Source organism: Acidithrix sp. C25 (assembly GCF_904848545.2).
On sequence record NZ_CAJHCI020000001.1, the window covers coordinates 499,455 to 520,770 of the forward strand.

The following is a 21,316-nucleotide window of genomic DNA, read 5'->3' on the forward strand; positions in this document are numbered from 1 at the left end:
CAGGCCTATTTTCTTGCATTCCGGGGGTGTGGTAGCCTCTATGAGAAAACAGAGTTTTTGGTGGCTTTAAGAGATCGACGAACCTTTTGGTAGTTCATTTTTCCTTATATTCTTTGAGGTCTCTTTGGTCTGTCGACAATATGGTGGTTTGCTCTTACGACCCTTACGTCGATGAATATCGCTAGCGTGGATGCTAGGAGGTAGCAAGAGTAAATCATGATAGTTGGATCAGTAACTAGCTTTCACGCGGCATGGGCTTGGATAGTCATTATAGGAAACGCATTGGCGGGGATTTGGACGCTTTTGGCGATTCGTTACCCAGCGCTACGAACGCGTGCGTTGTGGTGGTTTACTATCTTTGTCCAAGGCGCGATATATGTTCAAGTCCTTACAGGGATCTACTTGGTGGCTTCGGAGCACAAGAAGATGATTGCTTTTCATCCTTTTTATGGATTCGTGGCGATAATTGCATCGGGTTTTTTATTTGCATATCGCGATTCAATGCGCCATCGACTCTACTGGCTATATGGCATCGGCGGCCTCTTTGTCTCAGGTCTTGGGATACGCGCATATCTCGTTGCCCAAAGTTTCCATTAGCTTGGTGCCTAGTTCATTTTCCGCTTTATTGAGTGGTCGGGTGACTTTGACGTTGCGCTTGGTTCGAACGATTGCCAGGGTTTTTGAACTGCTTATCGCTGACACTTACCAAATAAGAGCCCCATTTATTTCTTTTCGTCTAGGAATTATCTTTTCCTGAATTGTCGTTGATGGATTTTCTCTTTCTGAGGTGGCATTACAGGAACGTTTTTCCAACTGGCACTTTATGGTCGTAATGTTCTCGATCAACTAACTTTTGTGCGCTGACTATTTTTGGTTCTACATATCCAACTTTCCTTTCGCTCGTGTCGAATGACTACTATGTTAGGCTGGTGAGGTCAAAGAGATCTCTCCAGTATCAGATGATGGCGGAGAGCAATCCTATTTCATTTTGATTAACGTCAAGCCGTAACTATTTGTGACTGCAGAGTTAGTTAAAGTCTTGGCGGAGTGTTTCGGCGAAACTCTAATCGCAAATGTGGATGGCAATATTGATCTGGCGAAAACTTCAACCTTTCATTTATTTTCGATAGGTGTCTAGGACAATGTCTCTATAGCGTGGGTTGGTCATAGCGTCTCTTGGAGCTATGAATTTCATCTTTTTGAGGAGACTACATTGAAGGGGTCTGATAGGCGGTTCTTTGGCCAGCTAGAGCTGATTCAGAAGTTTGTTTGCTCATGGTACAGTAGAAGATTTGACGGAGACTATGGATATTTATGACTGAATCAATGTTGCTTCTTGTTCTGAATCTAGCAGGAGTTTTTTTCTTTGGTCTCAACGGTTCACTGATTGCGTTGCGCCAGACCAGCCTTGACCTTATTGGTGTCGTGGTTGTTGGAATGGTGACTGCCCTCGGCGGGGGTACCATTAGGGACGTCTTGATCAATTCACTTCCACCGGCGACCTTCGCCGACTGGAGATATTTGGCTGTCGCTGCAGCGGGAGCCCTTATTGCCTTCCTCGTGGGCCATCATTTGGAGCGCTTTATCTCCGTCATTGACGTAGCTGATGCTATTGGATTGAGCCTCTTTTGTGTGGCCGGTGCGGACAAGGCTATGGCCTTTGGCCTTGGACTCTCTCAGTCGGTTATTCTTGGTGCGATCACTGCGGTTGGAGGGGGGATGATTAGAGATGTGATCATCCGTCAGGTTCCTACCGTACTCACCAAAGGTCTATATGCGGTGCCCGCAATAGTTGGTTCGATCTTGACTGTCGCCTCGATTCGCCTTGGCATTTATGGAACCTCGGCAATTGTCATCGCTGCTTTGAGTTGTTTTATAATTCGTATTCTTGGAATGTATTTCAATTTGAATGCGCCCAAGCCGCCTTTTAGAGACAAGATACAATAATGTGTGGCGACGGAGCTTTTGTTTATGCACATACCAATAGCTCTTTTAGCGTGGATAGGTGCCGCAAATTCGCATCTAGAACAAAGGATCTGATCTAGATATTAGAGGCTGGCACCGCTAGGTATCAACGGCAATTAGAAAATGCATGAATATCGCCATTTAGCATGAATAGTGCCACGTAAAATACATGCGCAATGACCGATAGAGAATGCCTCATATTGTTAGAAAAAGAAGAATTAAGGGCCTTGTCTACGGCAACGTTGAACTTTGACGACTCCTAATGTCTGGCGAGCCCAAAATTTAGGAATAGCTAGTTTGGGAATATCTCTCAAGTTTGACTTCCATTAGGGCTACTGGAGGCAATGTGCCTTGCGCTTAGGGGCTCGTAACTCGATAAATTGATATAACAAGATCACAGGCCCAGATCACAGGCCCAGATCACAGGCCCAGAGTGGTTTTGCGATACGATAGGGGACCGGACTAAGGGATCTTTAAGTTTATAGCAGCTAGCCTCCGAGAAAGAGTAAATAATATGGTGAAAGAGCGAGCCAGTCGCCTCGTAAAATTAAAACCCGACGATTTATCTCAAGATCAGGCGGTGCTCTACGATGAGATTGTATTTGGCCCAAGGTCAAAAGGATCCCAGCAATCGTCCCTTGTCGATAGCGACGGAGCTCTAAGGGGACCGTTTAATGCAATGTTACTGGCGCCTAAGCTAGGTCATGCTCTTTCTCAGTTGGGCACGACAATTCGCTATTTTGGTGAACTCTCTGGTCGAATTCGAGAGGCCGTAATATTAATGGTTGCCAAAAAGTGGGAGTGCGACTTCGAACGGAGCTCCCATGAACCTTTGGCGCTAGAGGTCGGTCTCACCGACGAAGACCTCTCGGCGATCTCTCAAGGTGGCTTGCCATCGGCGAAGACTCCTTCAGAGGCAACAGCATTTTGGGCAGCAAGTTTGCTTTTGGGAGCTGCAGATTTGGACGATTTGGATTTTGAACGCTGCGTTAGAGATCTTGGTGAGAAAGGGATCTTCGAACTCACAACCTTGATTGGTTACTACTCGACTCTCGCTCTTCAAATGCGAATCTTTGGGATTTAGGCGACTCCAAAGTAAGCAGGTTAAAGCAATTGGACACCACCTCTATATCAAGTCGCATTCTGGGGATTGCATAATAATACGAGATATTGCGATGAATAGCCGCTATAGTTACCAGTGAGTCGGAGTTTCTGGCGTATTTTTATCGCGGTCGCTTTGGCTAGGGTATAAGCGCAATTACTCGGTGTGAATTGTTAAAGTGCACATATTTAACATGTGACTTTTTTGTGATTCAGTCAGTTGTGATTCAACATAAAGCAAGGTTGGCAAAATAATTTAGTAGCCTTCTTCTTGGCTATCACGATTGCGTCTGATTGGTATCTTGGTCAGATCTTCGTCTAGGCTAGATCTTTAAGTGGGGTATTTTGTTTCATTAATGCCTTAGGTAATCTGTCAATTTATTCTTTTATTGATGCAGCAACTTTTGAGCTTCTTGCGACTTCCGCATGGACATTGGTCGTTTCTTTGAGCATGTTTGATCGCTGTGCGAAACTCCTTTTCTCGCTGTGCGATTTGATCCATTATTTGGTGAATCGGTTGCGACCTTCTCTTTAGTACTACCATTTCGCTAATGTAAGGCAGGATATGGCTATAGGAGGAGAGATATCCTTCGCAGAGGTAGTTGAGGCCGCTTTGGCCATCTTTACTGGTTGCGAATCGATCCTTTGGGCATCCGCCGTTGCAAAGTTTTCGCACTGGGCAACTCTTACATTGGTCTGGTAGTCCCGTTGATTTAGTGGCTCCAAATTCGACTTGTCGGTCCGAGGTCAGGAGTAGTTCAAGACTATCTCTTTGGATATTTCCTAAGTAATTGTCGTTATTTACGAAGTGGTCGCAACTGTAGATGCTGCCGTCGTGTTCCATGGCTAAGACATTTCCGCACTTTGGGGCCATAACGCAAAGATTTGCGGGCTTATCGTCAACGACAAGGAGACATTCGAGAAAGTTTTGGATTCCGATTCGTTTTAGGTCGTATCGAACCCATTCATCAAAGACCTCATTTAGAAAGTCGCCCATCTTTCTTGGTTCGACTGATAACGGTAGGAGCGTTCCGGTTTCGTCCCTAGCGACTACCGGTAGGAACTGTAGCCAGCTCACTTTCAGATCTAGGAAGAAGTGATATACCTCTTGAGGGTGATTTACATTAGTGGAATTAAGGGTGCATAGGACGTCAGGTTCAATTCCATTGGTGCGAAGCTGGTTTAACCCTTGGAGCACCTTTTTGTGGGTTGGTCTATCAAGGCGGTCTTTCCGATTTATATCGTGGAGATGTTCGGGTCCATCGATGCTAATGCCGACACTGAATTTATTCTTCTTTAGAAGTTTACAGAGAGCATCGTCGAGGCGGGTGCCGTTCGTTTGAAGATTGTTCCAAGCTGACCACCCCTTCGGAAGATGGCGCTTTTGAAGTTCGATGACACGCTCAAAGAACCCTTTACCGGCAAGGGTAGGTTCTCCTCCATGGAAGGCAAAGGGTACCACGGGGCCGCTACTTGCTGCGATAGTTGACTCTATGTAATGCGAAAGAACCTCGTCGGACATTCTAAAAGGTTCTCGTTTTGGAAAGAGTGAGCGTTTGTCAAGATAGTAGCAATAGTCGCACGAAAGGTTACAGACCGGACCAACAGGCTTTGCCATCACTAGAAATGGTGAAGATAGGGCCATCGTTTAGCTCCTGTACTGGATAAATTTGTAGGTTAGACCTCGATTAAAGGCTTACCTAGGTTTCCATAGAACCCTAGACCGTTTCTTGACCGAAGGATCAATTGTGATTTCGTTTAATATAGTTGGTGCCGCAATTTGTTTAATCAACGCCTCCTCGATGGCGATAGGGTTTCTTCGCCCTGGGGAACTTGCAGACCAACGGTTTGCTTTAGAGTTGTTTGTGATGTTTCTACCTTTAACTTTGGTATTTGCGGGAAATCTTGGCTGCAAGGGGGTTCGTTCCGTTTGGTTACCCATGGGCTTAGTTGACGCGAGGTTCAGAAAGTTTCCCATGAAGGCTAGGGGAGTTGGGTCTTGGGGCTCGCTAGGCAACATTGTCCATCTAAATGGCGAAGGCTTGGCTCTTTAGGTTTTATTTTTTATAGTGGTCGAAGTCATTTGGTGGAAATTCGAATCGAACCTGTCTGAGGTCACCAAGGTCTGATAAAAACCTAGATCTAGGAGACGTTCAAGGTTTATGGAGTCTTATAAAGGTCCCAGCATGACAATGCTTTAGGCGTACAACCCTAGTGTCTCTTCGAGGGTTGCAGGGTTCTAAAGATCATTTTCTCGGTGGGGTGAAGGGTCTTCAGGAAGATTTAGATGACGTGTAGTCGGACACGTGAGGGTTCGCGTCACACCTGGGATCTTTTGGATTGCTCCTGTTACTGAACGTCCTAAGGTCAGCAGGTCGCTAGCGTGCACTTTAGCAATGATGTCATAGGGTCCCGTAACTTCATCTGCTGACTCTACTCCAGGTGCGTCCCTAAGGGCTTTTCCTACTTCGGCTACCCGTCCGATTTCTGTCTGTATCAACACAAATGCTGCTATCAAGGTTGCTTCTTCCTAGTTTTTGCTGATCCATTAATGTAATGGCCAGATTGTAATCTAAGGCATGGATCTCATCTGCCTGCCTTTAGTTAACTCTCAGAGATTCCTAACAACCTGGTGAAAGGTAAGGCCAACACCCCATAGTAAGCGGGTTCGAATTTGAGCCTAGCTCAGAGGCAGATTAGTTTGTGCGAATTATTTCTCGGGTTATCGCTGTTCGGAGAGCGATTGTCGGCGGCGGACTAGAAATTTTGCTCCGTTAAGGTTGATTTGTGCTCGGTATCGTATCAGAGATATCGGTACTCCAAATTGGCCTTTTGTCTCCAAGACGTTAGAGGGTGAGTTCATGGCGTAATATTTAGAGCGTTATCTTGGGCCTCCCATTAGCGTATTGGATTCGACTTTGGAAGTAATAGGATATTATTTTCCTGTTTTGGTTGATTTTGCGTTTTTTGCAAAAGTTGATAACCCTAGGTGTCGAAAGGTAAAACTTAGCTAAATTTCTTTCGTGGATCTTGCTTCTTTGAATCAGTACTTGTTGGTGGATAACCTTTGATATTTTTGAAATATTCTTGATGTGGTAATTTCTAAAGGCTAAAATAGTCTCAATTATTCAAAGGTATTTGATATCTTAGTTTTGAAGCCGCTCTGTGGTTTGAACTCAACGAATCAAGATCTGAGCGAATAGCTACGAACTAGCGTCCTTGAGTTGAAGAGGAGAGCAGTTATCATTTGGGTTAACCAAAGGCTGTTGGTCACTTTGGCCCAAGATTCGCAAAGATGGAGCAGTTGATGACGATATCGTTTGAAATTAGCCAATCATATCCGACCCGAGACCAAAGTGATTTGGAGATCTTAGATCCGAGTCGGGTTCGCGCTCTCCATCGTCTCTTTGACCGAAGCGACGATGACTTCGACCTCGACGGTGGCCTTTGCATTCTCGATCATTGGGTCTATTTCTGGAACGATTTTCCCACCTCTCTAATTGGTGATGACGGACATGAAGTGGTGGGCGATTTTCTTCGGGAATATAACTTCGCTAACCCTCGTCGTATGTATGCCGGTGGTGAGATCAGATCGCTCGAAAAGCTAGAGTTCAATACCCAGACCAGGATGGTATCGAAGATTGAGGAAGTCGTCAATAAGAATGGACGTTCCGGGGCCATGGTCTTTGTGACTATTAGACACGAGATCTTTCAATCTGAGAGGCTATGTCGAACGGAATCTCAACGTCTTGTCTACTTGGAAGGTCCGAGCAATGCTACTTATCCCGAAATTGTAAATATCGGTGCGCACTATTTACCTAGGGCTCTAATTGACTATGGGGAGGTCTCTGAACAAGGAGATCTGCGTGCACATATGATAGCGTCAGCTTCAGCTCTATTTCGCTTTTCGGCGCTTACTTACAACTCGCACAGAATACACTTAGATCGTCAATATTGTCAAGAGGTTGACCATTATCCGGGGTTAGTTGTCCACGGTCCGCTCTTAGCGATGGCGGCTTTGGAGGTAATTTCACGGATGGATCCAAGTCGGCAGTTGCGTAGCTTTGACTTTCGAGCTCATGCTCCGGTCTTTGAGGGCGAGTCGGTGGAGCTTTGTGCAAAGAATGTTAATGATGACAATGTTGAGGTTCATCTTTTCAAAGGTGATTTAGGGGTGATGGTGGTTAATGGGCAATACTTCTAATGAGAATATCCCAGATGCAGTCACTTCGCTGATGTCGATAATGGTAGGCATGGGTTATAGCGTTCCAGGTGACTCTCATCTGGCCGATGACTGTGTTGAGATAGCTCAAAATAGTGATCTAAAGAGCTTCTTGAACGGTAAGGATGGGTGGATATTGCCCGACCCGTCGCGATTCAACTATCGCCGCAAGGATGCATATGTGGTCCTAAGGGCATTTATCGAGGCGGTCTCTAATGGATCTGGCCTCTATAGAGATCCTTTTTCTAAGTACCATACGATGACGCCATTGTTTCATATGAATCGCGGCTTTTGCTGTAAGAGTGTCTGTCGGCATTGTCCGTTTTTGACGCGGGTCGTCTATGACGACAAGACAGTGGGATTGATTGAATGTGCACTTCAGGGCGTGGTGTTGGCCTCAAAGACCCCAGTAAAAAGCCGAGTAAAGACTTCGACAAAGACTGCAGCCATGAAGTCCTAGGATGCAAAGATTTCCGCGTACAAGTGCTTAGATTCTGTAAGTAGATTCTATACTAAGTGGATTTTCGAGTTGTTGATGGGGCACGCAGAGCGTGGTGGATAGTTCTGATTGACTTCTAGTTGTTTCAGCATCGAACTCTTCCTATATTCTCCTTTAGGAAATTGGTGATCAGGTGAATTTCGACTCCTTATCCATGATTCACAAGGAGTCTCGAACCTGATATCTGATGGTTTAACTTTGCCAGCAGGTTATTCGAGGGGCTCTTGAAGTGACTTTTTGGGTTGTTGGCCTAGCGTTTGCGACAAAGCATTTGCGATAAAAGTTTTATCTCTTAATCCAGCATCCTTGTTGCTTGATAAAAGAGATCGAGTCAATTCGCTGGTTTTCATACTCAAAGTCTCACAGAGGGTCTCGGAGGCAAGGGATCGTTTTTCCTTTTGAGGGGGCACATGACATAGAGCAGACGACACAGAGTTAGGCGGCAAGCTATAGACAACCTTTGTCGAAGCTTTTGAACTTACTCTCTGGAGCTGTTTTTGGACATCCTTTGGTAGTCAGGTAAGTTTGGCCAGCTACAGGGCGAAATTTACCTTTTGCCGTGGTCGCAGGATTAGTTGAAGTGCTGCCATCCTTTTGGCTGGTAGGTTTTTCCAAAGAGGTGACGCTGGTCTGGCATGGCCGTGCACTCTCCAATTAGATATGGTGCCGTAAGACCCGCTTTTTTAAAGGCCTCTAAGATTTGTTCTGGCATTGAGGCTGTAAATATCAACTCGTAGTCCTCGCCACCATTGAGGGCGTCAGATAAACTTGCTCCCCTGGCAATCGGTACGTCTGTGAGGTTGATGCCAACTTTTGATCCCTCTGCTATATGCTCAAGATCGCCTAGGAGGCCATCCGAAATATCAATGGCGCACCCAATACCTAAGGCGGAGATCAAAAGTCCCGCTTTCAGAGCGGTGTTTGGCTCAAGATGGGCTCTTATGGCATCTTTTTCATCTGAACTTTGAGGAAGCGCTTGGTTTTGAAGAAGTTTAAGGCCCATGGACGCACCCCCGAGTGGTCCTGTGACAAATATTGACTCTCCAGCTATGGCTCCAGAACGAACCATGACGCGACGCTTGGAGTCGATCTCTCCAATTGCGGTGATGGAAATTGAAAAATCTTTACCAGAGGAGATATCTCCGCCAATTAGCCGAGCACCGAATCCCTTTGCAGCTAGGTCGAGCTCCGTAAGGAGTTGATTTAGATCTACGTCGCCTGGAGAGGTTATTACGGCGAGTAGATACTTAGGAGTTGAACCCATTGCGGCTAAATCCGAGATGTTGACCACAACCGCCTTATTGGCGATCTGACTAAGGCTGAAATATTCACGGCTAAAGTGCACCCCCTCGACTACTATGTCCGCGCATACTACAAGCCGATTGGGTAATGAGATAACAGCTGCATCATCGCCGCCCGGAACGATAATTTCATCATTTGTCTCTTGGCGTGCCCTGTTGAAGGAATTTAGAATCTCGAATTCACTGAGTTTGACTTTTGAACTATTATTTTTTCTTATCCCCTCAGATTTCACCTAGTGCCCTATTTTCTGTAATAATAATTATTCATAACATTGTGGTAAACAGATATCAGTTTTCGACCATTACGAATCGTCTAAATCGATTCGAGAGAGAGGAATACCCGGTGAACTATCCTACTTCGAACAAGAAGCTTATCGATTGGGTGAATGAGATAGCGGATTTATGCGAGCCTGACGCAATTCATTTTTGTGACGGCTCAAAGGAGGAGTTTGATAGCCTTGCAGGCGAACTAGTCAACAAAGGTACCTTCAAGAAGCTCTCGGATGTGCGTCGGCCTAATAGCTATTGGGCCCACTCGGACGCAAGTGACGTGGCTAGGGTGGAGAACCGTACCTTTATCTGCTCTAACGTTGCAGATGACGCGGGTCCTACCAATAATTGGATGGATCCATTTTCGATGAAATCGACGATGACAGAGCTCTATCGCGGTTCGATGGTGGGTCGGACTCTATATGTGATCCCATTCTCTATGGGGCCATTAGGATCGCCTTTTTCAAAGATCGGTATAGAGATAACGGATTCACCCTATGTCGTGACCAACATGAGGATCATGGCCACCATGGGCACCGCGGTCTTGGAGGAGCTAGGCGCAGATGGTGATTTTATTCACTGCTTACACTCAGTTGGAAAACCTCTAGCTTCAGGCGAGCAGGATGTTGCATGGCCATGTAATCCGCAAAATATCTATATCTCACACTTTCCAGAGACGAGAGAGATCTGGTCATTTGGATCAGGCTATGGCGGAAACGCTCTTTTGGGCAAGAAATGTCTCGCTCTTCGGATCGCCTCAGTTGCGGCTCGGGACGAGGGGTGGCTCGCGGAGCACATGTTATTGTTGAAGTTAACTTCGCCTGCCGGAGAGGTTCATTACATGACTGGGGCCTTTCCATCGGCTTGCGGCAAAACTAATCTAGCGATGTTAGTGCCAACACTTGCGGGTTGGTCGGTTGAGACATTGGGCGACGATATTTGTTGGATTCGAGTCGGAGAAGATGGTCGGCTTTGGGGACTTAATCCTGAAGCTGGGTTTTTTGGTGTCGCTCCTGGAACAAGCTATGCAACTAATCCTAACGCCATGGACACTATGGTTCGCGATACGATCTTTACCAATACTGCTCTCACCGCCGATGGTGATGTCTGGTGGGAGGGCATCGACGGTGAGATGCCTTCGAGCCTGACCGATTGGCAAGGGAACCGCTACGATCCTGCTAGCTCTAAGCCGGCCTCTCATCCCAATGCTCGTTTTACCGTAGGCGCAGCACAGTCTCCGCACATTGCGCCAGAGTGGAACGACCCTAGAGGTGTTCCGATTTCAGCGATCTTATTTGGCGGTAGGCGACGATCATTAGTTCCGCTGGTTTCAGAGTCGAAGTCTTGGGAGCACGGCGTCTTTCTAGGTTCCACTATGGCGTCAGAGACGACTGCTGCTGCGGTTGGTGCCGTTGGAAACTTGCGTCGTGATCCTTTTGCCATGTTGCCATTCTGCGGATATCACATGGGTGACTACTTTGCACATTGGTTAAGTTTTGGGGATAACAAAGAGCTAAAACTTCCTAAGATATACCTTGTCAATTGGTTCCGAAAGGACGCTGACAATAAGTTCCTTTGGCCGGGTTACGGTGAGAACTCAAGAGTGCTAGCGTGGATTGTCGACCGCCTTGAGGGACGAGCTCAAGCGAGTGAAACTCCATTTGGATACGTTCCAGTTAGCGACGACCCAAACTTTGATGGCTTATCTATAGATAAAGCCCGCCTAGAGCTCTTGAACCAGGTTGATTCGACAGAGTTGGCTAGTGAAATAGAGGCGATTTCGGCACACTTTGCAACCTTTGGCGATAAGTTGCCTGCTCAACTTATCGATCAACTAAATGCGCTGATGGGATCCAACGGTAACTAGGGGCTAAATAGAGGCCATAGTTTGCCATCAAAGTTGCCCATAGTGCTGTGTGGAGCAGTATTAGGTGGAGTAGCACTGTGTCGAGCTAGCACTGTGTCGAGCTAGCACTGTGTCGAGCTAGCACTGTGTCGAGCTAGCACTGTGTCGAGCTAGCACTGTGTCGAGCTCGCTGGGCCTAATTATGAAGACGCTATGAATAAGGGTTTATAGTAGGGAGCCTCTGGCGCAAGGGTTCTAATACAAGGGCTCTAGTGCACCTGTAGCGATTGTGGTTGAAGATCATTGAATTGCTTATGAACGCGAAGCGTTTAGAGGCAATTCAATGATCCCGTTCTAGCCAATCGTCTCTAGCTAATTGTCCACGAGAACCACAAGTTTTTGGTAACCCAGATACATCGGCGATTGAATCAGCTTAAAAGGTCTGCCATAAAAATGTTCGGAATCGTTCGGAGTTGCGCAATTTCCTCAACCATCCTGATCCTCACCGTAGTCAAAGAGAACTTGCCCAATCACTCAAATTGTTTTGTTGAGTGCTTATATCCTGATGCGAAGCTTACGAGAGACGGTAATCCAGGTTATGGAGCATGTGCCCAAAGAACTTGGATTAGAGGATTCGATTACCCTATCAAAGGACGATACGTAAAATACAACATTTAAATGGATCAAGATCCTCAATGTGAAATTGCTAGAAATCTATCAAAGTGATCTATCACGGACACAGAGGAGCGTACCCAACTCATGCTTGGCAGAATTTCTATACCGATTTAACCGAATGCACTCTAAAAATTCATTGGCCAGCTACTTCTCAATAGATGTGTCTTTGCTTTTTTGCATCCGTTACTTCGACTTCGAGAATCAGAGTTCAAATGGCTCCTGCTTGAGAAATTTGACAGGGATAATTTGTTATGACGGCTGGATTGGCAATTGTGGCATTTAAAGAGGGGTAGATTACGCCAAATGGGATGTGTGGTCTTTTGTCGTGGCTGGGGAAAGGTCATTCAAAACGTTAATGAACTAACGAAACGATGAATAAGATCAGGATAATTAAAATTGCAATGCCAATTAGTCTGCGGATCACGACTCGTCCTCCTTTCTTCTTTGAATGAAAGGATTTGACCTTAGGGTGCAATCATCAACTTGGTCAGGTCTTGAAGACATCTTTTGCCTTTTCGGCTATTCGTTTGAGGTTGGCTCGCGCCTGTTGGGACTTTCCATGCGCCTGTAGGCTTCTGTTACCGGTGATTTTACCGATCTTTGCCTTTACTTTGCCGATCAACTGCTGAACCTTGTTTTTGATTTTGTTTTTGGTGCTCAAAGCGTGCTCCTTAGATATGGGTTTGAGGGATTGACGTTGAGTTTTGAGACCGAGCGTGTCGATCTATTGTGGGTCAGGTAGGTCGGCGGTGAAGGATGATACTGGCCGCACAAGATCTGAGACCATTGCTTGGAAAAGTTAGCCTTTTGGGAGGGGTCGCATTGGCACCCTCACTTACGCTCTTGGGAAAGACTTTGATGCTGAATCCATTTTGCCTCCACTTCGACGTGCCTAGCCGTTGGCTGGGTCGAAGGAAGCAGGGTCTGGGCCACCTTCCATATTTATTTTAGCATAGAAAGTGGGAGATTGGCAATGATTCTCTAAAGAGTGCTGTTAGTGAGTAGTACTTGCCTTCCAACGCCTGCCAGGTCATGTGCTGCGGATACAAACCTTGGCTCTCCTTAAACTCGCAGGTTCCGCATTTAAAAGGGTCAGAACGCCGATGACGGTGCCTCTGAGTCGCATTGGCAACGCGTGCACGGAGGCAACCGGCATTAAGAGCTTGGTTCGAGAATTGGGGCCACCGCTTGCCGGTGAGTGCCAGTCCTGGTTTACGACCGGTAAAGCAGTTCAAAGGCAGTCTAGGCGGGTACCTTCCTCTGACTGCAGCTCCAACAGTGAATGGATTCCGATTAGGACGCCATCATCCTTAGGGTACGGTCGGGACCATTTGCATTAGCCCAGCAGCTGCGACTTCGATAACATCGACACAACGATGTGCCAAGACAGTCAACAGCTCGACGAAGTCGAATCCTACCATTAGTGTATCTGCTAGTTCTACTAGCGTCTGGGTTAACTTTGCCTCTCGGGAGGTAGTCACCTTCTCGCACTTCCTCTCCAAGTGGGCTGGTTTGGTCCATGGCGGTTAACCGTGGGCCAGAAACGAAACGCGTTTGGCGTAACCTCTAAGGCCCGCTATTGGACGGTACAGTGCGAGAGCTCTGTGAAGGCGCAGGATTTCTGCGTGAGATTTGCTGTGTCGGGCTGCTGGAAATTGAGAATCGTAAACAATGGAACTAAAGTGACCCACCTCCAACGATAAAAATTACCGTATAAATTAAACAATGCTCTTACGTGGAGAATGCAACCAACGCGATCGCAGTCTCTTTCCGCTAGGGGAGGGCAAGCCGCCTCAGCCTTCTCGGCCCTATGGGAAATTGTAACACCGGACAGTGAAAATCTAATAGCGTTCGTAGTCCAGGGATGATGAATCTCATCATTACATTTAGGCCATGAAGGATAGATCGCCAATGTCTTTGGCTGGCGGTTTTCTAGTAGCTTGAAGCTTTGCATGTCTTTATTCGCATGTCTACAATTGGGTCTCAGCCTAGAGTTGCGGTGGTCGATTAAGGTTGGGAGCCACCATGGCGATGTAGGAGTTCGAGGGCACCCCGGCGGGCATGACCCACGACGGTGGCGTCGTGGTCAAGGTATGCGGCAGCCATAGCGCCGTCGTATAAGGAAACGATCATGGCAAGGAGACCGGGGTCCCGGTTGGTTTCACCAATGAGTTCGGAGAAGGTCTCTCTGACACGTTGACGATGGGCAGCGACCTGCTCGGCGACTGGACCTTGATGAGGGAACTCTGCAGCTGCGTTGATGAATGGGCATCCGCGGTAACCAGGGCTTGCGGCTCGATCGGCGAGGAGATCGAAGGCCGCGATCACCATCGGGGTGGAGGAGGAAGATGGCTTCATTCGGAATCGATCTACTCGCTCGCTCACTGCAGTGGTCCAAGCGAGGCTTCGGCGGGCGAGGTAGGCAGCGACGAGTTCGTCCTTGCTTGCGAAGTGGGCGTACAGGGTGGCTTTGGCGACGCCGGCTTCGGCGATGACCCGGTCGACTCCGATTGCATGAATGCCTTCGGCGTAGAAAAGGCGGCTAGCAACATCGAGAAGCCGATCGTGAGCGCTTAATATTTTTACAACCATCTTTTTAATCTTATCTTGAGGAAATAAATAGACAGATCGGTCTGTTTTTTCGTCTGTACGATGGATCGACGTGTGTGAACACAGATCAACAACAGGGGAGACAATATGACTATAAGTCTTGCGGAGCAGCTTAAGGCGCAGAACCAAGCAGGCAGGGCAAGGATTCCCACCGAGAAACTAGCAGTGATGGACCGGGCAACGGCAGATGTGGCCGCCTCGGGAATCGTGGGATCAAGCCTTGGGGTGGGTGCTATAGCTCCTGACTTTAGCCTGGCGGATGCTAATGGATCTAAAGTAGAGCTATCTTCCCTTCTTGCGAAGGGTCCGGTGGTGCTTGCCTTCTATCGGGGTGGTTGGTGTCCATATTGCTCAACTGAGTTGAGAGCGTTGCAGGCCAAGCTACCTGAGATTACTGCAGCAAACGGTACTTTAGTGGCGATATCGCCTCAGACCCCGGACAATTCGTTGTCGACGGCGGAAAAACTTGAGCTCGCTTTTCCGGTCCTCTCCGATGAGGGCAACCGTGTCGCCGATTCCTACGGGCTTGTCTTCACACTCTCCGAGGATTTGCGAGAGGTCTATGCCGGTTTCGGCCTTGATCTTCCTAAAGCCAACGGTGACGATACTTTCCAGCTGCCTCTGCCGGCAACCTATGTTCTCCGTACTGACGGGACCATTGCATGGCGCTACGCGGACGCTGACTATACCAAGCGCGCCGAGCCCGATGAAGTTATCGCTGCTCTGAAAGCACTATGAGCCCAGCAATAAGGATCTCGAATCAAGAACTCGTCGGCTAGGCCGGCGTGTTCTTGATTCGAGGGGATGATATCATCCATTTGTCTTTGATCAATTCAATGTTCTATTTCCGACCTTATGTTGAAGATTTGGTCGGGGCCGCCCAGTTCTTAGTTGAAGAGGGCCACTTACTTAGAGGAGAAGCATAATGGCAGAACTTGACTTTTATTTTGACCCTGTTTGTCCATTCGCGTGGATGACGAGCAAATGGGTTCGCGAGGTTTCGGGGCAACGCGATTATAGCGTTGAGTGGAAGTTCATCTCGTTGCGTCTCGTGAATGCCAAGATCGACTACGCGAGCCATTTTCCAGCTGGCTATGAGCGAGGCCACGCAGCTGGTCTAGAGTTGTTACGAGTCGCCGCAGCAGTTCGCAAGGAATATGGGAGTGAAGCGATTGGATCACTGTACGCGGCCTATGGGGCGGAGATCTTCGATTCGCCCCCCGGTCGTCAGGCTGACCTGCATCGAGACCCGGAGGGTTTTGCGGCGCCGATCCTCGAAGGACTCGGACTTCGCGTTGGGCTGGCGAGTGCGGTGTTTGACACCACCTTTGACCCTGAGATCCAAGAAGAGACCGATCGAGCGCTAGCCTTGACCGGTCGGGATGTAGGCACTCCGATTCTGCATTTTGAGCCTCCTGAGGGTCCTGCATTTTTTGGCCCGGTTATTAGCCGACTTATGAACCCTAATGAAGCCGCGGAGCTATGGGACCACGTTGTTGCACTTGCACGTTTTGGTGGTTTTGCAGAGCTGAAGCGGTCACTGCGCGAGACGCCACAGCTACGCGCATTCGGGATCGAAGAGGGAGTGGTTGGCGCCCAAGAGGATTGGCACCAAGGACATCGTCGCGACACTGCGGGAAGCTGAGGCTATGAATAGGACTCTCCTCAGTCGATTCGGTATATCGTGAGCGCGCCTGCACAACGACCATCGGTCGTAGTCTTCGATGTCAACGAAACCCTGTTCGACCTGTCCGCGCTCCGTCCTAATTTTGAGGCGATGGGTCTACCTTCTTATGCTCTTGATTGGTGGTTCGCGGTCGTGTTGCGTGATGGTTTCGCACTCGCTGCTGCTGGGGACGCGTCAGCCTTCGTATCTCTGGTTGAGATTGCCTTAGATGAGGTCTTCGCCTCACTTGGTCGCAATCCTCCCACGGATGTGGCTGCCGGCCTGCTCGACGCCTTTAGGGAGTTACCGGCTCACGCTGACGTAGGGCCAGCCTTTAGACGATTGGTCCAAGCCAATATCCCCGTAGTTGCTCTTACGAACGGAAGCGCTTCGGTTACGGCTGGCCTGATCGAGCGGGCGAGCCTCTCCCATCTCGTCACCCACGTGCTCTCGGTCGACTCGGTAGGTTACTGGAAGCCACGGCCAGAGGCATACCACTTTGCTAGCAGGGAGGTAGGAGTTGAAGCGGGGCGACTCGCCATGGTTGCGGCACATCCTTGGGATCTCAATGGCGCTTCGCGGGCTGGTCTTGTTACCGGTTGGGTGAATAGAACAGAAAGACCGTGGCCCAGGGCCTTTACTCAGCCTCATGTTGAGACTTCAACGCTTGATGGTGTTATAGACCAACTATTGGCTTTGCCATAGGCGTAGCGGTTGATGAAGCGGTCTTAAGCCTACTGTCGTGGGTCTCGATTGACTGGTCCAAAATTAATGTGATTTTTGGATCGGGTTGCTTTTATATCAACAATTCTAAGCAAAATCCAAAGGGCTGTTTTGTCAATTAGTACCAGTTGCTTGAAAGCGCCCGTGGTCCAAGATCATTGGAGTGTGCCGAAAAGTGAAGCTTTTTGCGCACTCCAATGATCGCCAATTGTCGATTGGGTAGCAATGCTCGTAAATATCGTGCCTCGTGGTGTGCCATTGGGCAATGGCTTGACTTTAGTGCTTATTTTTATTGATAATTGCTTTATGCCGAGCTAGGTGGCTCCGTTTGCCATCTCTCCGCAAAAGACTATTTCTAAATTAAAAGTTTCAAATGGCGCGAACTCGTACCGACGTTCCATATGCACAGATTTCAGTTCCCATGTTTGCCATTTCACAGGTGTCAAAGCGGAATGCAATTACTGCGTTGCCGCCTTTGGCCTCGGCTTCCTCAATCATACGCGACATGGCTTCGTTTCTGCTTTCGGTAAGATTTTTGGTGAGTCCCTTCAATTCTCCACCCACGATTGATTTGAGACCAGCTCCAAATTGTGAACCAATATTTCGCGAACGGACTGTCAGACCAAATACCTCTCCCAGTACCTCATCGATCTCGTATCCAGGCAGATCATTCATGGTGGTTACAAGCATCTTTACCTTCTTAAGTTGTGTCTTAGTCCACTTATCTTATAATTTAGTCCTAAAAATTCTCACTGCGCACTGAAGATTGGCAATTTAATAGTTGTCTAAGTTGCCGTAGTGGGGGATTCAGTGTTGGCTTCTTTCGTTTGAATTCATGAGTTTCTAATAGATTTTATATGCATCCTATGGACTGGCTAAGTCGCTCCGATGGCAATAGCTTCAAGCGTAAGTTGTAAGATTTGTTGCGGGGAGCTTGCCCTGGTCCTTTTGCTTTTTTGGATGCAACTCATTCCTTACCCCTAGAGGTTAGCTACGAAAAAACGGTGTCACTATTTATTAGAAATCGAAGGTGACAAGCCTTCCTGAACCCACAGATATGGCTCTCAATTGTCAGATTAATGGCCAATAAAGGGCACAAAGAGCCCTTTATGGAGTCACTCAATTATTCAAATGTCAGTCAAATAAGACCCTGTCCCAAGTCATATTTGGCTGGTACTTTTGTCTTGTCTGGTGAGGTCGTCGTGTTAGCTGTGTCTTTGACCATAATCGTTTGGCGACGTTGGGGGTATTTGGCAGCAGTTCGTCCGACATTGCAGGGCTGGGCGATCAAAGCCCTCGATATGGGGCGCTGGTCTTTGGGAGGTTACCTCCTCGATTAGGTCGACGATTAAGTCGCTGAACGCAGGATCGTCTGAGGGCGTCACTACTCTCTCAAAAGATGCTCCGAGTTCTTTGGCACTGCTATTGGCCAAGGTGTCTAAATCGTAGATGACTTCCATGTGGTCGGAGATAAAACCGATAGGAATTGTCACGAAAGCCCTCTTTTGATCTATCTGGTAGAGGTTGGCGATTTCGTTAGAGATATCTGGCTCGAGCCAGGGCTGACTGGGTGGGCCTGAGCGTGATTGATAGACACGTCTTGCTTCAAATTTAAAGTTAAAGTGATGGTTTACACGACTGAGAATATGATTTTGGACTACGTCAAGCTGTTGGACATAGTCTGAGGTTGATGCCATCGACAGTGGGATCGAATGGGCACTAAACAGGAGAGCGATCTCATCTAGGGGATGCATCTTGGACAGCTTGTCTATTTTTAGGATGGTGTCATTGATAAAGGGATTCACAAAGGTTGGGTGATCCCAGAATTGACGAAGTTTGGTCAACTTGATTGGAGCATTTAGCTTCTCTAGGACGTCGGCTACTTCCGTTTTATATTGTCGACATCCAGAAAAAGAGCTATAGGCCGACGTGACGAAGTAGAGTGCCTCTTTAATCCCATCGTCTATCATCTGTTGGATTGCTTGTTCTAGGTATGGTTCCCAGTTGCGATTGCCAAAGTAGACGGGCAGATCAATCCCCCTAAGCGCGAGCGATCCCTCGAGGCGCTCGATGAGGTTGAGATTGATCTCATTAATAGGACTTTTCCCCGCAAACATGTAATAGTGCTTTGAGACTTCTACAAGGCGCTCGCGGGGTATCGGTCGATTTCTCGTAACGTTCTCCATAAATGGAAGTACGTCATCGGGTCCATTGGGCCCGCCGAAGGATAAAAATAAGATCGCTTGGTTAGTCACCTAACCAATAATAGCTAGACGGCTTTGGTAACTTTGTCAGAACGAATGCAAGAGGTACATACATTGATTCGCTTGTTGGTTCCATTGACGACTGCGCGGACTCTTTGTATATTTGGATTCCAACGCTTCTTATTTCTTCTATGGGAGTGGCTTAGAGACATTCCAAAGTGAGGACTCTTGCCACATAATTCGCAAACTGATGCCAACGCACTATCTCCTCGCGCTTTTTATTTTAAATCAAAACAGCTGTATCAGCATAGTAGATAACTGGGCGAATTAGCCCCTAAGTTCCCTATTCTCTTATAGCATTGGCTCAGGGAGTTGTTTGAATATGGAAGACAAAGGGCACGTGCTCTTGAAGTTGTTGAGCACTTATGCACGGATTCTTGAAGCATATCGGGATCGAATAGACCGATTGAATGTATTTCCAGTTCCCGATGGGGATACTGGAACAAATATGTTTTTCACGATTCGCTCGGCTGTGGATGTGATCGACGCGCAAAGCGCCTCCGAGCAAAGTCAGTCGGGGAGCGCCGGGAGCGCCGGAAGGTTTAAAGAGATCTCAAAAGGAGCACTCCTAGGAGCTCGAGGCAACTCCGGGGTCATCATGTCCCAGGTCGTAGCCGCCTTTTGTAGTGTCTTTGGGGCTCATTCGGATCAACCGGTCACAGCCAAAGACGTTGAGAGTGCGTTGGAAGAGGCCAACACTCGTTCTCGAGGCGCAGTATTGCGCCCCGTAGAGGGAACTATTCTGACGGTTATCTCTGACGTTGCCAAAAGGGCTAAATCGTTGGGCGAAAACCTCGATCTGGGCGACTTCGTCCGGGGCCTCTTTGACGAAGCACAGGCATCCCTTGAGCGGACTCCTTCTCTTTTGGCTCCTCTTGCTCGTGCGAATGTGGTCGATTCAGGCGGCGCCGGATTTGTTCTATTTGTTGCTGGGCTTTGTCGAATTCTCTCCAATGGCGACTTTGATTGGGGCACCGATCGTCCTTTTCTCTTTGAGAGTCGAGTTCCAGGTCCAACTAGATCGAAAGAAGATGACTTTGTAGCCCCTAGCGAGAGCCATGAGCTGGGTCCGCGGTACGAAGTCATGTTCATCCTTGAGTCCCACGATGAGAACGTCATGGTGAACTTTCGTGAGGTTTGGGCAGGACTTGGAGATTCGATCGTGGTCGTTGGCCAAGATGGAACTTATAACTGCCATATCCATACTGACGACATTGGTGGATCGATCGAGGCAGGCATTGCTGGTGGCTTACTATCGCGAATTCGAGTCACTGACCTCTTTGAAGAGATCGCCGAAGAGCGTTGGGTTGTTGAAGCCCACGGAGCTGGAGCTCCAGACCCTTTTAGCGCCGAGACCGACGTCATACCAAATACAGCAGTCGTGGTGATTGCCAATGGGGACGGTATAAGGCGCATCTTTCGCTCAATGGGGGTTCATCGGATCGTACAAGGCGGCCAATCGATGAATCCGTCAACGGAGGAGATTCTCTTGGCTATAGAGGAAGTTCCCGGTGACAATGTCATTGTATTGCCAAATAATACCAACGTCACTCCTGTTGCCCAGATAGCCGCTGAAATCTCAAAGAAGTGTGTCAGAGTCATTCCTACCAGAGGCGTGGTAGAAGGCCTCTCTGCACTTGTCGAGTTCGACCCGATGGTTTCCATTGACGAAAACTTTGAGTCCATGAGTGAATGTGCCAAGAGGGTAACTGTTGCAGAGATCACTCAAGCCGTTCGGGATTATTCCGACGAATCCGGGTTAGTCCACGCTGGTGATTTTATCGGCCTATCGCGCCAAGGATTGGTTGCAGTTTCTAAGTCGCTTGAAGATACAGTTGTGGATACTATTGGGAAGTTGCTTGAAGATGACTCAGAGATCGTAACCATAATTGAAGGCGAAGGGTCAACTTCGGCGATAACCCGGGAGATTACGCAATGGTTGAATATAAACTTTCCCGAAATAGAAGTTGAATTGCACCACGGTGCTCAGCCGCTCTATCCATATCTTATAGGGATAGAATAGGCGTATCCATAGTTGTTTGAGATGGTCAAATGCGACCGTGACTTTGACATAGTTGTTATGTAGTCGACTTTTTAAATCGAGTTCAAAAGGCTCCTTGGTTACTTGGTGGCTGTACCCGTAGCCGGGTCGATTCAAGCATTGGCAGCGAATC

At 48.0% G+C, this 21,316-nt stretch carries 19 protein-coding genes; 10 read left to right on the forward strand and 9 right to left on the reverse strand.

Annotated features, from left to right (window positions below):
* Positions 1–216 precede the first annotated feature (216 nt).
* The 3 genes from ACIDITHRIX25_RS88690 to ACIDITHRIX25_RS88700 all read left to right on the forward strand — a co-directional run bounded on the left by ACIDITHRIX25_RS88690 (position 217) and on the right by ACIDITHRIX25_RS88700 (position 3,049).
* Positions 217–597 (forward strand): hypothetical protein, encoded by a 381-nt coding sequence (locus ACIDITHRIX25_RS88690; protein ID WP_052605844.1) that lies wholly within the window; start codon positions 217–219, stop codon positions 595–597.
* 717 nt (positions 598–1,314) lie between these two features.
* Complete coding sequence (locus ACIDITHRIX25_RS88695) at positions 1,315–1,947, forward strand: trimeric intracellular cation channel family protein (RefSeq protein WP_052605845.1); 633 nt, start codon at positions 1,315–1,317, stop codon at positions 1,945–1,947.
* Positions 1,948–2,479: 532 nt separating this feature from the next.
* Positions 2,480–3,049 carry a carboxymuconolactone decarboxylase family protein gene (locus ACIDITHRIX25_RS88700; protein ID WP_052605846.1) on the forward strand — a complete coding sequence of 190 codons (570 nt, stop codon included), beginning with the start codon at positions 2,480–2,482 and terminating at the stop codon, positions 3,047–3,049.
* Positions 3,050–3,439: 390 nt separating this feature from the next.
* Here ACIDITHRIX25_RS88700 and ACIDITHRIX25_RS88705 read toward each other — a convergent pair whose 3' ends face one another.
* Both ACIDITHRIX25_RS88705 and ACIDITHRIX25_RS88710 read right to left on the reverse strand, forming a co-directional pair.
* Entirely contained in the window at positions 3,440–4,711 is a 1,272-nt protein-coding gene (locus tag ACIDITHRIX25_RS88705) for an anaerobic sulfatase maturase (RefSeq protein WP_201732426.1), read from the reverse strand.
* A gap of 594 nt (positions 4,712–5,305) precedes the next feature.
* Complete coding sequence (locus ACIDITHRIX25_RS88710; RefSeq protein WP_052605848.1) at positions 5,306–5,584, reverse strand: Lrp/AsnC family transcriptional regulator; 279 nt, start codon at positions 5,582–5,584, stop codon at positions 5,306–5,308.
* Positions 5,585–6,373: 789 nt separating this feature from the next.
* Between ACIDITHRIX25_RS88710 and ACIDITHRIX25_RS88715 the strand changes: the two genes are divergently transcribed.
* On the forward strand, positions 6,374–7,270 hold the full coding sequence (locus tag ACIDITHRIX25_RS88715; RefSeq protein ID WP_052605849.1) for an HTD2 family dehydratase: 897 nt from the start codon (positions 6,374–6,376) through the stop codon (positions 7,268–7,270).
* Positions 7,254–7,748, forward strand: a complete 495-nt coding sequence (locus ACIDITHRIX25_RS88720) for a DUF5522 domain-containing protein (RefSeq protein WP_052605850.1) — start codon at positions 7,254–7,256, stop codon at positions 7,746–7,748. Before ACIDITHRIX25_RS88715 ends, ACIDITHRIX25_RS88720 begins: the two co-directional genes overlap by 17 nt.
* Before the next feature lie 610 nt (positions 7,749–8,358).
* Here ACIDITHRIX25_RS88720 and thiL read toward each other — a convergent pair.
* Positions 8,359–9,321, reverse strand: a complete 963-nt coding sequence (gene thiL, locus ACIDITHRIX25_RS88725; protein WP_052605851.1) for a thiamine-phosphate kinase — start codon at positions 9,319–9,321, stop codon at positions 8,359–8,361.
* Between the two features lie 110 nt (positions 9,322–9,431).
* On the opposite strand from thiL, the gene ACIDITHRIX25_RS88730 reads away from it, so the two are divergent.
* Positions 9,432–11,225 (forward strand): phosphoenolpyruvate carboxykinase (GTP), encoded by a 1,794-nt coding sequence (locus ACIDITHRIX25_RS88730; RefSeq protein ID WP_052605852.1) that lies wholly within the window; start codon positions 9,432–9,434, stop codon positions 11,223–11,225.
* Between the two features lie 1,141 nt (positions 11,226–12,366).
* On the opposite strand, the gene ACIDITHRIX25_RS88735 is transcribed toward ACIDITHRIX25_RS88730, so the two are convergent.
* The 3 genes from ACIDITHRIX25_RS88735 to ACIDITHRIX25_RS88745 form a co-directional block, all read right to left on the reverse strand.
* Positions 12,367–12,540 carry a CsbD family protein gene (locus ACIDITHRIX25_RS88735; RefSeq protein WP_082058676.1) on the reverse strand — a complete coding sequence of 58 codons (174 nt, stop codon included), beginning with the start codon at positions 12,538–12,540 and terminating at the stop codon, positions 12,367–12,369.
* Positions 12,541–13,189: 649 nt separating this feature from the next.
* Positions 13,190–13,360 (reverse strand): hypothetical protein, encoded by a 171-nt coding sequence (locus ACIDITHRIX25_RS88740; protein ID WP_160291830.1) that lies wholly within the window; start codon positions 13,358–13,360, stop codon positions 13,190–13,192.
* A 526-nt stretch (positions 13,361–13,886) separates the two neighbouring features.
* On the reverse strand, positions 13,887–14,471 hold the full coding sequence (locus tag ACIDITHRIX25_RS88745; RefSeq protein ID WP_052605854.1) for a TetR/AcrR family transcriptional regulator: 585 nt from the start codon (positions 14,469–14,471) through the stop codon (positions 13,887–13,889).
* 105 nt (positions 14,472–14,576) lie between these two features.
* Between ACIDITHRIX25_RS88745 and ACIDITHRIX25_RS88750 the strand changes: the two genes are divergently transcribed.
* From ACIDITHRIX25_RS88750 to ACIDITHRIX25_RS88760, 3 genes are all read left to right on the forward strand, one after another.
* Complete coding sequence (locus ACIDITHRIX25_RS88750; RefSeq protein WP_200891259.1) at positions 14,577–15,227, forward strand: peroxiredoxin-like family protein; 651 nt, start codon at positions 14,577–14,579, stop codon at positions 15,225–15,227.
* Positions 15,228–15,414: 187 nt separating this feature from the next.
* Positions 15,415–16,134, forward strand: coding sequence for a mycothiol-dependent nitroreductase Rv2466c family protein (locus ACIDITHRIX25_RS88755; RefSeq protein WP_201732427.1), 720 nt, complete (start codon positions 15,415–15,417; stop codon positions 16,132–16,134).
* 39 nt (positions 16,135–16,173) lie between these two features.
* Positions 16,174–16,860 carry a haloacid dehalogenase type II gene (locus tag ACIDITHRIX25_RS88760; RefSeq protein WP_201732428.1) on the forward strand — a complete coding sequence of 229 codons (687 nt, stop codon included), beginning with the start codon at positions 16,174–16,176 and terminating at the stop codon, positions 16,858–16,860.
* A gap of 387 nt (positions 16,861–17,247) precedes the next feature.
* On the opposite strand, the gene ACIDITHRIX25_RS88765 is transcribed toward ACIDITHRIX25_RS88760, so the two are convergent.
* The 3 genes from ACIDITHRIX25_RS88765 to rpmB all read right to left on the reverse strand — a co-directional run bounded on the left by ACIDITHRIX25_RS88765 (position 17,248) and on the right by rpmB (position 19,339).
* Complete coding sequence (locus ACIDITHRIX25_RS88765) at positions 17,248–17,568, reverse strand: YbjQ family protein (protein WP_052605857.1); 321 nt, start codon at positions 17,566–17,568, stop codon at positions 17,248–17,250.
* 515 nt (positions 17,569–18,083) lie between these two features.
* Positions 18,084–19,133: a ferrochelatase gene (gene hemH / locus ACIDITHRIX25_RS88770; RefSeq protein ID WP_201732429.1), complete on the reverse strand. Its 1,050-nt coding sequence runs from the start codon at positions 19,131–19,133 to the stop codon at positions 18,084–18,086.
* Positions 19,134–19,147: 14 nt separating this feature from the next.
* A complete protein-coding gene (rpmB, locus tag ACIDITHRIX25_RS88775) occupies positions 19,148–19,339 on the reverse strand; it encodes a 50S ribosomal protein L28 (protein WP_082058824.1) in 192 nt (63 codons plus the stop codon).
* Between the two features lie 125 nt (positions 19,340–19,464).
* Between rpmB and ACIDITHRIX25_RS88780 the strand changes: the two genes are divergently transcribed.
* Positions 19,465–21,165, forward strand: a complete 1,701-nt coding sequence (locus ACIDITHRIX25_RS88780; protein WP_201732430.1) for a DAK2 domain-containing protein — start codon at positions 19,465–19,467, stop codon at positions 21,163–21,165.
* Positions 21,166–21,316 lie beyond the last annotated feature (151 nt).